Source organism: Streptomyces sp. NPDC060028 (assembly GCF_042736725.1).
Lineage (GTDB): Bacteria > Actinomycetota > Actinomycetes > Streptomycetales > Streptomycetaceae > Streptomyces.
Genome location: NZ_JBHWVJ010000146.1, coordinates 1 through 9,903, shown reverse-complemented (window position 1 = coordinate 9,903; position 9,903 = coordinate 1). Strand labels below are relative to the sequence as shown.

The following is a 9,903-nucleotide window of genomic DNA, read 5'->3' as shown; positions in this document are numbered from 1 at the left end:
GCTCACCCTCGCCGCGTGATCAACGAAGCGTGTCCACCACCACGGGGGAAGGCCCGACACCGCCTCGCAGGTGGTCGATCAGCACCACGGGCGGCCAAGGGTCCCGGAAGCCCATGACGGTCATGTTGCTGGTGAGGCCGGGGTGAGCCGGTGCCCCCAGCGGCATGACGCGGATCGTGACGTTGTCTCTCGCAGACAGGTCCAGGAGGCCCAGGAGCTGGTCCCGCATCACGTCCGGTGTCGCTCCCGACGGCGCGAACAAGGCTGACTCGTCAATCACGGTGTCCAGCCTTGCCGGATTCTGGGAGCGCGTCAGCACCATCTTCCGTGCCTGGCGAACCTGCACGAGTGAATCGGCGTTCTTCCGGACGGCTGGACTGGGCGAGCTGAAGATCGCGCTGTGCGCGTAGGCCGGCGTCTGTAGAAGAGCCGTGATCAACTGCGGAAAGTACGTCTTGATCGAGACCGCTGCCTCTTCGAGAGCAATGCTGTCCGCATAGGGCTTGGGCAGTACGTCCGAGTAGGCCGCCCACCACTTGCGCTGGTGTGACTCGGCGACCTCGGTGATGCCGGTGATCTCGCCTTGGTCGGTAACGCCGCACGCCTCAAGAAGAGTTGCGACTTCACTGGCCTTGATCTGGTACTGCCCGGTCTCGACCCGGGACAGGCGCGTGCTTTCCCATCCAAGGACAGTGGCGGCCTGCGCGAGAGTCATTGCGTTTTGCTTCCGGTACCGGCGCAGCAAGGACCCAAGTCTGCGCCTCATAACCGGCGGTGCAGTCTGAGGGCTCGTCATGGGCGCAGTGTGGCACAACATTGCGGCCCTGCCGAGAGAACAGCTGTTCCACTTCCCTGCGGATTCTCTCCACAATATTGCGGATCTGCTGCAAGTAGGAGCATGCTCTACGCAGGCCAAAATGACTGAGCATCAGTTCATGATCATTTGTAACTCTGGGTCAATCGGGTTTCCTGTCCCCCTGCCCCAGTGGCCGCGCCCGCCCGCTCCCCGTAAGCACGGAGGACTGCGCCATGTCGCTTGCCGCACCACTTCTCAATGCCGACTTGCTGCGTCTCGCCGGAGTACCGAATCCGCTACCGCTCCTGGTCGGTGCGGAAGTCAACATCAAGCGGACCGGGCTGCAGGACTGCGACATCCGGCGCCCGAAGCAGATCCGCCGTATCAGCGCGGCCTGCTTGGGCGTGTGGGGTCTGCGAGAACTCGTGGATGACACCGCTCTTCTGCTGTCCGAGCTGGTCACCAACGCTTTCGTCCACGGGCATGGCGAGGTGGTACGCGTCCGTCTCTACCTGACCGATCAGTACGTCTTCTTGGAGGTTCGCGACGGCAGCCCGGAGACCCCGCGGCTCCAAACGGTCGGCCCCATTGACGAGAGCGGCCGCGGCCTGGTCATCGTGGACGCCCTGGCCGACGCCTGGGGAGTCACGGAGAGCGGGGCATGCGTCTGGTGCACCGTCCGCCGGGACGTCCACGGCCAGGAGGGTTCACGGTGACCTGGGAACATATGTTCGGCACCAGCGAGAGGGCCGTTTTAAGCGTCCTTAGGCGCTGCAGCCGACCCGGACGCCGGTTGCGCGGCCATCTCATGCAGCTCCTCGCCGCCGTCCCGGAGAGCGGGTCCGAGCCGGAAGCCCTCGCCGATCCCGTCGCGGCGGTCCGCAGCCTCCTCGACGTGGAAGTGCCCGGCGACTACATGGGCATCCGGATACACCTACGCCGCATGGGGCTGGCTGGCCTCCGCCTCCTCGGCTTCGCCCGTGCACCTGGTGACCGTGTTCGGGCTGATTGGCGCGTACTGGTACGCAACGGAGAGGGGATGACCGTGGAGCACAGCAGAGCGGCGGAGCCGATCGTACTGCCAGTGCGCCTGCCGCAGCAGGAGTTGAAGCGGCTCAGGCTCGGGGAGGAACTGGCGCCCACCAAGGCGGACCTGTTTGCCGCTGTGGGCCGCGGGCACCTCTCGGCGACTGGCGCGGGCAAGGAGCGGATCCGCACCTCCGAGGGCGAGGACCAGTGAATCGGACACCTGCCCCGCTCGACGTGGGCACGGTTGGCATTTCGGACCTTCAAGGCCGCTTCGTGGCCAGCACCGCTGCGAACGTCGCCGCCCGAGGGGAGAGGACGCCGTGATCAACAAGAACAGGCTTCAGCGCAGCGTTCCGCAGAACGCGGCTGAGATCGAGCTCGCTCTGCGGTACTGGAACCGTCTCTACGAGAGGCGGCAGCAGTCGGTGCCGCCATCGCGCCACGAGCTGGATCAGTTCCGCAGGTACGTCGGTCCCCGGCTGGGCCAGAGGGCGATCGACGTGGGGTGTGGCCGCGGGCGGTTCACGGCGTCTATGGCGCGCATGGGTGTCGACGCCACGGGATATGACTGGGCGACCGCGGCGATCAAGATTGCAACCGGCACGCACAGCAGCCGTCGTGTTCGGTTTGCGGTGCACGACTTCCTCTCGGAGACGAGCCCGGAAGGAGTGAAGCCGGGCACCGTCGACATCGTGGTCTGCCGACTCACCCTGGGCTACCTGGACGGGAAGCACTTCATGGAACAGGCCAGCCGATGGCTCCGGCCTGCCACCGGAACGCTCCACCTTGTCCTGGAAACGTCGGAGCGGCAGCCTCCGGGATGGACCAGCCTCAGTCACTCGGAGGCCGAAATCGAAACCCTCTGCGAGGGGTGGGACGAGACACAGCGTTGGGACATCAGCGTCGGGGGAGCCCTGATCGGCCTTGCACTCCGGGGTCCCCAACTCCTTCTGGGAGAGAAGTAGGTGCTGCATGGACCTGTGGGAGGTTGGCACGGCCGAAGGGCCGAAGACGCTCGTGCCCGCCGCGACGGTTTCGGAGCTCTTCGCCTCCCGGCTGGCTGCGAGCATTCCGGCAGGCCGACTGCTCCTGGGCGCCCATCTGCGGAGGTCGCGCGAGCGCAGGGGCATCGCGCAAGGGCAAGCCGCCCGCCTGATCCGCAAGAGCACCGCCATGCTGTCCCGGTACGAGAGCGGTCTGGTCCCCATCCGGGAGGCTGATCTCCGCAATCTGCTCATGGCGTACGGCCACAGCACTCCGCGCGACCTCGCCGACGCCATCCAGCTTTTGCACCACGCAGACAACCACGAGTACCACGACGCGGGTGCCTGGGAGCTAGGCCGCGTCGAGGCCGTCGAAGCCCTCGCGAAAGAGATCACGGTCCTCACGTGCTGGGCCATCCCGCCCATCCTCTACAGCAAATCGACCGCCCAACGCGCGGTCGCGGACGGGGCGATCATGGTGCCCCTCGCGCGGCCGCGCCCAGCCTGCCCGATCACCCTCTTTGTCGAAGAACCCGTTCTGGAGCGTCCGCACGGCGGGCCCGCCGCGATGGCGGAACAGCTGCGGCACTGGACCGACCTCGTTGCCTCCGGCGACCTCACGATCCAGGTCTTCCCCATCACCGGCCTTCTTCCAGAAGGTGGCGGGCTCTTGAGCGAGATCACGCTCACCGGCGCGAGCGGGACCATCTGGGTCGAGGACCGATTGGTTCCCGTCTTCTCTACGGGACCCCTCGCGGACTGGCGTCGCAATTTCATACGTCGGGTTGGCGAGACCGCGCTCAATCCGGGCCAAAGCCTGCGGATGGTGCAGGACGCTGCCGACCGTTGGGCTGCTGTTGCCCGCGCACCCGGTACCGAAGCCCGTCCCCTGACGATCGCGTACCCGATGGCCACTACCTTGACAGCTACCTCCGTACCGCCAGCGATGCAAGCCGACGACGCCACCCTCACAGGTCCCTCAATCTCCGTCTCGGACGAAGCGCCCGCCGAAGCACAGGCGTCCCCCGGGCCGGCCAACGACACGGCGGGCACCGCTACCTCGGGACCGGCAGCCCGCGCACCAGACACGAGGCATGCCGCTGCGGATCCCGCACCCGCTCCACCCCCTGAGCTCCGGTGGCAGCGCGGCGCCTCACGGCCCGCGCCGTCACCGGCCAGAACCCCCGGACCGGTACCCCGAACGACAGCACCGCCGGACCGGGGCACCCTCCCCGGCTGAACAACCCTGGACAGGTCGAGCAGCCGGGGACGGGCACCACCGCGCACCGGCAGGCCATGCTCGCCACGGCCTCTTGCCCGCAGGGAACCGAGCCTGCACCGTACGGAAGTTCACCGCGTCCGTCCCCTGACCGGATGGAGGGCCCCTGTCGCCCCGAGCCTCTTGGCGGGCTCGGTGGCATGCCCGCACCGTCACCGTCCCGGACGACGGCCACGACGTCTTCCACGCCGAGCTCGCCCAAGCCATCACCGACACCAAGCAGCACCACCCCGGAAACTGCCATCCCCGACCCCGACCACGAGGCCGGCCGCGGGCTCCAGCTCATCGACCAGCAGGAGCGGGCGGCAATACGGGCAGCACGCGAACGACACTCCGAAAACCCGAAGAGACAGGAAGCTCCGCATGTTCATCGACATCCCGAGCGAACTCGAAGCCGCTCTGATCGACCTTCCCCTCCCGACGTGGAAGCTGGACGGCTCGGTCCTGGCGAAGTCCACCATGAAGCGGTACCGGACTGACCTGACGGCCACCCCGCGGTTCGAGGAGGCCGCCGCGGCGCTGCGCCACGCCCTGACCGGGGAGGGTGGCGGATACGCCGTGCTGCGCCTGGGGAACCTCGCCAAGGCGCTGGGGACCGACGACGACCGGTTCCTTCGGCTGGCAACGGGCTTCGCGGCCGAGGTGGCCGTCCCCTTCTCGCCCTTCCCGCGGTGGCCTCTGTGGAAGGACATCGGGGTCAAGGTCGACAAGGACCCCGGCAAGTCCAGCGGCATCGGGTACAACGCGTTCCACATGGACCTGGTCAACGGGACCCTGCCCCCGGACTACACCACGCTCCTGTGCGTCCGCCCCGACCCGCTCGGCGGCGGCCCCAGCATCCTCTCCGACGCCCACGCGGCGGTGGCGCGGCTGTCGGAGAACAGCCGGGCCCTCCTGGCCGAGGCGGCCTACAACTACGGGACGTTCTTCGACCTGCACGGCGTCGGCGAGGAATACAAGCCGTTCCCGATCCTGGACGGCCCCGACCCAGGCGAGGGGTTCGTCCGGTTCACCGCCAAGATGCTGGAGCGGTCCCAGCTCGGCCGTGTGCACGCCGACGCCGCCAGGGAACTCGCCGAGGAACTACTCCGAGGTCAGGTTTCCTTCATGCTCCAGCACGGGGACTACCTCATCGTGAACCAGCGCCGATTCCTGCACGGTCGGGAGGCGCTCCACAGTGGTCAGGAGACCGTCCCGGTCGCCGATAGGCGGCTGCTCCTCCAGCTGTTCCTGCGCGCGAGGGCCGGCGACGGCTCGGCCGCGTAGCCGGCCGACGGCACCGGTGACCCACCGAGTCCCGCCCCCGGGTCCAGCCCCCGAGCACGCGGCACGGCCACGGGGCGGGGCCCGGTCGGGCAGCCCCGGAAACGGTCGCGCACCGGGCTTTCCGGGCCCGTGCACGGATCTAGATGCGCGAGTTGCGCAGCGACTGCCATACAGCGCCGGCCAGCGCCCGCGTCGCCCGCGGGACCGACAGGTGCTCGTACTCGCGGTACAGGGCCCAGTTGTATTGCACGAGCGACAGCTTGTTGGAGGACAGTGATCCCGCCTGGTGGGCCCTGTACACCGCAAGCGGCTCAGCCAGGCCCCGGGCGTCAGCGCCGTCCCGCATGATCGACAGCCAGAGGGCGTAGTCCTGGCGCTTGCGCATCTCCGGCATCAGCCTCGTGCCCAGGACATTGCGGTCGTACATAGCGGTAAGAGCACCGATGTGGTCTTGGACCAGCATCGCGCGGTAGTCCACGTGCTCCCGCGCACGGACCACCCGCCCGTTCGGGACCCAGTCGGTGCTCTCGCCGTCGTAATCGGCGTCCATCTTGAAGTACGAGGTGAACGTCAAAGGCGCAGTGGCCTCCGCAGCGAAGGCGAGCTGCTTCTTGGTCTTCTCCGGAAGCCACATGTCGTCGCTGTCGAGAAAAGCGATGTAGTCCCCGCGGGCCCGCTCGATCGCGAGGTTGCGGGCCCGGCCCGCACCGCCCTGTTCGGGTGCCGACTTTGGCAGGACGCGCTCGTCCTGCTCGGCGAACTCGCGGAGCAGGTCCATGGAGCCATCGGAGGACTGGTCGTCGGTGACCAGCAGCTCCAGGTCGCTGTGGGTCTGCGTGAGAACCGATCGGACGGCTGCGCCGAGGGTGGCTGCCGAGTTGTACACGGGCATCACGACAGACACCAGGGGCACAGTGCTTCTCCTTGCCAGACCAGGAACGACGGTCCATTCAAGCACCGTAATCGAGCAGGAGCTGACATGCAGGTAGTTGTCGCTGGTCAGGGCTACGTGGGGCTGCCACTGGCTGTACGCGCCGCAGAGGTGGGTCACCGTGTCGTCGGCTACGACGTGGACCCGCACCGCGTCCAGCAGCTCGCCGCCGGCCAGTCCTATGTGGAGGACGTGGCCTCCTCGCGGCTCCGGGCGATCCTGGACTCCGGGGCCTACTCCGCGACTGCCGACGCTGCCGCGCTGGCCGGCTTCGACATCGCCGTGATCACGGTGCCGACTCCGCTGCGGGACGGCGTGCCCGACCTGACCTATATCGAGTCCTGCGCCCGGACGCTGGGCGGGCACCTTCGCCGCGGCGCGACGGTGGTCCTGGAGTCCACGAGCTATCCCGGCACCACCGAGGAACTGCTGGTACCGATCCTGGAGCAGGCGTCGGGCCTCAAAGGCGGGGTGGACTTCCTGGCCGGATTCAGTCCCGAGCGGATCGCTCCGGGGAACCCGCGGTGGTCGTTCGACGGGACGCCGAAACTGGTGTCCGGCATCGGCGCCACATCACTCGATGTGATCAAGGGTTTCTACGACGGCATCTTTCAGACCACCGTTCCGGTGTCCGGGACCAAGGTCGCCGAGATGGCCAAGCTGATCGAAAACGTCTTCCGGTTCGTCAACATCTCCCTGGTCAACGAGATGGCGACGCTGGCGGCTCCCCTTGGCGTGAACATCTGGGAGGCGATCGACGCCGCCGCGACCAAGCCCTTCGGATTCACCCGGTTCACCCCGGGGCCGGGAGTCGGCGGGCACTGCCTGCCCGTCGACCCGTTGTTCCTCTCCTGGAAGATCCAGCAGGAGCTCGGCGTCCCCTTCCGGTTCGTGGAACTCGCCGACGACGTGAACCGCCACATGCCCGACTACGTCGTCCGGCGTCTCGCGGAAGCACTAGACAAGCGGGGCATGCCCGTCAACGGATCCCGGATCCTGCTGCTCGGCCTGACCTACAAATACAACGCCACCGACCTTCGTAACTCACCTTCGGCACGTGTCGCCGAACTTCTCATCAACCTCGGCGCCGAGGTCCGCGGCGCCGACCCCAACATCCCGGACGGCGACGACACCAAGCTGAACGTGGCCCGGGTGGATGCGAGCGCGGAGGAGGTAGTAGCCGCTGATGCCGTGGTGCTTCTCATGGACCACACACGATTCGACCTTCCGATGATCGAGAAATATGCGACCTATGTTCTCGACTGCCGAAACCGCCTTTCCGGAGCGAACGTCGAGACTCTTTAGCTCCTCGAAATCCCCCGACCCGCTGCCAATCCTCCATCCCGGGAGTTCTCTTGCGCGACGAATGGGACCACGCCCACACGGACTACACCATGCCCGCGCAGCGTCAAATTCCTGCCTCGCTGGCCGAAAGCGAGAGCGACTGGCGTCACCACCTGGAACTCTCAACCCCCAACGGCTGGCTGATGCGACACAGCGCCATGAGCGAGGCGCTCGTCAGCGGACAGCCGATGTACCTGCTGCACACCACCAAGGACATCGACGCCATCCGCACCAGCCGGCAGTTGCACGTCTCCACCGGATGCCTGGTCGGAGCCCTGTACTGCGCGCCTCTCACCAGCCAGCGCGAGGGGCTGCGCCCCCACAACCTCGGCGCCTACCTGATGCGGACGAAACCCTCCACCACGCCCATGATCTTCGAGGTCACCCCGGACGCCCCGATCCGGCCCAAGGGCGTCGACTACCTGCAACTCGGCGCCATCCACCTGCGCACCTACCAGCGATACCAGAGCTTCCTCACCCCGACCGAGAACGACCAGCTCGACCGCGCCGTCCTGACCGGGCTGCGCGCCGCCGCCCCGTTCCTCGACATCGCCCTGCGCAACGCCACCGGCCGCGCCACTTCGGCACCCGAGTTCATCGACCAACTGTCCGCCGCTGTGGCCCACGTACCGTTCCTCGGCTACCTCTACTTCGAGGTTCTGTCCGAATACCTGATGCTCCACTCCGCTGCTCCGGAGACCAAGACCTATGCCCAAGCGGGAGAGCTGAACAACTGGCTCTACAAACGACTCGCCTTCGCCGCCGTGGACACCATGGACCAGTTGTTCGACCTGGCCCGCTTCCACCCGCGCCATCGCCGACTCGTCCAGCTCATCGACGGCATCGAACCGGATCTCAGCCCAGGAGTCGCCGAGTACGTCCGGCGACGACTGTCCCACCTGTTCGCCCGAACCGCGCTGCACCCGTCCCAGGACGCGGCATCGGTCACCTTCCAGGGCGTCGATCTCGGCACGCTTCGGAAGGCCGCGCCCGGACTGATCGGTCAGATGATCTTCCGCGAGATCCGGTACATGCCCCGCTACCAGCAGCTGTACCACTGCTTCGAGAAGGCCAAGGCGCTGGAGGCGTGGGACTACTGGAACAACGAGGGAATACCCACCCCCTTCAACGGAGTCCTCCCCAAGGGAGAGATAGGGATAAATCCCGTCTATCCTCGATCGTCAGTCAGGGTGTGGACGGCAGAACTGGGTGGTAAAGGTTTTTTGCATCCGGCCGAGGAGGTCGCGGCCGTGTTCACGCCGCACTTGGCGTCGTGGTGGGCGCCACCCCGTCAGCGCGAGATGCAGAACGCCACCGATGACTAGCGTGTCGAATTGGCCCTGGGAGCCCGATCTCCGATTCCATCCCAACGGTCATCCATGAATGGAGTTTCCGCATGACCGCCAAGCTCCTGAACATCCTGACCGGCATCAACCGCACCTCCGTGCCTTCGTCCGGGAGCATGATCCTCGTCAATGATCTCTACGGCGCGATGCCTGAAATCCATACGACTTTCCTGGGCAGGGCGCCGGTCGATCAGACTTGGAAAGCTGCGTTTGATCAGCTGATCACCCTCTCCACGACGAAACGCCCCCACGGCCCGGAATTCGACCCTTACGTTGACGAGTTGACGAATGAGGTCGGTGCGCTCATCGAGAAGATCCAGCCGAGTGCCATTCACGCCCAGTATCTCGGGTTCGCTCTCAGCCTGGCCTTCACCCGAGCCGCCGGCAACATCCCACTCATCGCCATCGCCCACGGCCCCGACGTTATGGTGGCCGAGCGCAGCGCATTGGAACGCGAGGTCCTGAACGAAGTTGCTGCCGCTAGCGCGGCGATCGTCGCCCCGACCTCTGCCCTCGCCGACCGCATCGACCGTCTCACCGGACGCCGATTCACCGATCGACTCACCGTCATCCCGTGGGGCATCCCTTTGAACGATACCCGGGTACGCGATCAACCGCCTACCGGAATCGGACCCCTGTCACTGGTGCACGCCGGCCGTCTGGACGACAACAAATCCACGATCACCGCCGTCGAAGCCCTCGCTTCAACCGATCAGCCGCACCACTTGACCGTGATCGGTGAAGGAATCCTACGGGAGCATCTGGAACAGCGGGCTATCGAACTCGGGCTGCGGGACCGTGTTCAGTTTGATCCGTTCCTGCCTCGCGCCGAACTGTGGCGCCGCCTGCCCAACTTCGACGCCTTCGTCTTCACGGGCCTTGACCCCGGATTTTGAACACGTCTATGCGGCTTGGGTCAGGGTAGTTGT

General features: G+C 66.5%; 10 protein-coding genes. 8 read left to right on the top strand and 2 right to left on the bottom strand.

The window, feature by feature from the left end; genetic code table 11:
• Positions 1-19 precede the first annotated feature (19 nt).
• The gene (locus ACFWBF_RS36420; protein ID WP_385609137.1) at positions 20-766 is read right to left on the bottom strand and encodes a helix-turn-helix transcriptional regulator; all 747 of its coding nucleotides are present in this window, start codon (positions 764-766) and stop codon (positions 20-22) included.
• A gap of 263 nt (positions 767-1,029) precedes the next feature.
• On the opposite strand from ACFWBF_RS36420, the gene ACFWBF_RS36415 reads away from it, so the two are divergent.
• The 5 genes from ACFWBF_RS36415 (at position 1,030) to ACFWBF_RS36395 (ending at position 5,353) form a co-directional block, all read left to right on the top strand.
• Entirely contained in the window at positions 1,030-1,512 is a 483-nt protein-coding gene (locus ACFWBF_RS36415; RefSeq protein WP_385609136.1) for an ATP-binding protein, read from the top strand.
• Positions 1,458-2,036: a DUF6415 family natural product biosynthesis protein gene (locus ACFWBF_RS36410; protein ID WP_385609135.1), complete on the top strand. Its 579-nt coding sequence runs from the start codon at positions 1,458-1,460 to the stop codon at positions 2,034-2,036. Before ACFWBF_RS36415 ends, ACFWBF_RS36410 begins: the two co-directional genes overlap by 55 nt.
• Before the next feature lie 109 nt (positions 2,037-2,145).
• Positions 2,146-2,790 carry a class I SAM-dependent methyltransferase gene (locus ACFWBF_RS36405; RefSeq protein ID WP_385609134.1) on the top strand — a complete coding sequence of 215 codons (645 nt, stop codon included), beginning with the start codon at positions 2,146-2,148 and terminating at the stop codon, positions 2,788-2,790.
• A gap of 7 nt (positions 2,791-2,797) precedes the next feature.
• Positions 2,798-4,048, top strand: coding sequence for a Scr1 family TA system antitoxin-like transcriptional regulator (locus tag ACFWBF_RS36400; RefSeq protein WP_385609133.1), 1,251 nt, complete (start codon positions 2,798-2,800; stop codon positions 4,046-4,048).
• A 402-nt stretch (positions 4,049-4,450) separates the two neighbouring features.
• On the top strand, positions 4,451-5,353 hold the full coding sequence (locus ACFWBF_RS36395; RefSeq protein WP_385609132.1) for a TauD/TfdA family dioxygenase: 903 nt from the start codon (positions 4,451-4,453) through the stop codon (positions 5,351-5,353).
• A gap of 139 nt (positions 5,354-5,492) precedes the next feature.
• Here ACFWBF_RS36395 and ACFWBF_RS36390 read toward each other — a convergent pair whose 3' ends face one another.
• Positions 5,493-6,266: a glycosyltransferase family 2 protein gene (locus tag ACFWBF_RS36390; protein ID WP_385609131.1), complete on the bottom strand. Its 774-nt coding sequence runs from the start codon at positions 6,264-6,266 to the stop codon at positions 5,493-5,495.
• A 66-nt stretch (positions 6,267-6,332) separates the two neighbouring features.
• Between ACFWBF_RS36390 and ACFWBF_RS36385 the strand changes: the two genes are divergently transcribed.
• The 3 genes from ACFWBF_RS36385 (at position 6,333) to ACFWBF_RS36375 (ending at position 9,870) form a co-directional block, all read left to right on the top strand.
• The gene (locus tag ACFWBF_RS36385; RefSeq protein ID WP_385609130.1) at positions 6,333-7,589 is read left to right on the top strand and encodes a nucleotide sugar dehydrogenase; all 1,257 of its coding nucleotides are present in this window, start codon (positions 6,333-6,335) and stop codon (positions 7,587-7,589) included.
• Positions 7,590-7,639: 50 nt separating this feature from the next.
• Positions 7,640-8,953, top strand: a complete 1,314-nt coding sequence (locus ACFWBF_RS36380) for a hypothetical protein (protein ID WP_385609129.1) — start codon at positions 7,640-7,642, stop codon at positions 8,951-8,953.
• A 71-nt stretch (positions 8,954-9,024) separates the two neighbouring features.
• Positions 9,025-9,870, top strand: coding sequence for a glycosyltransferase (locus tag ACFWBF_RS36375; protein WP_385609128.1), 846 nt, complete (start codon positions 9,025-9,027; stop codon positions 9,868-9,870).
• The last annotated feature ends 33 nt before the right edge of the window (positions 9,871-9,903 follow it).

Bases quoted from the DNA above. Each gene is read 5' to 3' on its own strand.
- ACFWBF_RS36420 (WP_385609137.1), bottom strand. From the start codon at position 766: ATGAGGCGCAGACTTGGGTCCTTGCTGCGCCGGTACCGGAAGCAAAAC.
- ACFWBF_RS36415 (WP_385609136.1), top strand. From the start codon at position 1,030: ATGTCGCTTGCCGCACCACTTCTCAATGCCGACTTGCTGCGTCTCGCC.
- ACFWBF_RS36410 (WP_385609135.1), top strand. From the start codon at position 1,458: ATGCGTCTGGTGCACCGTCCGCCGGGACGTCCACGGCCAGGAGGGTTC.
- ACFWBF_RS36400 (WP_385609133.1), top strand. From the start codon at position 2,798: ATGGACCTGTGGGAGGTTGGCACGGCCGAAGGGCCGAAGACGCTCGTG.
- ACFWBF_RS36395 (WP_385609132.1), top strand. From the start codon at position 4,451: ATGTTCATCGACATCCCGAGCGAACTCGAAGCCGCTCTGATCGACCTT.
- ACFWBF_RS36385 (WP_385609130.1), top strand. From the start codon at position 6,333: ATGCAGGTAGTTGTCGCTGGTCAGGGCTACGTGGGGCTGCCACTGGCT.
- ACFWBF_RS36375 (WP_385609128.1), top strand. From the start codon at position 9,025: ATGACCGCCAAGCTCCTGAACATCCTGACCGGCATCAACCGCACCTCC.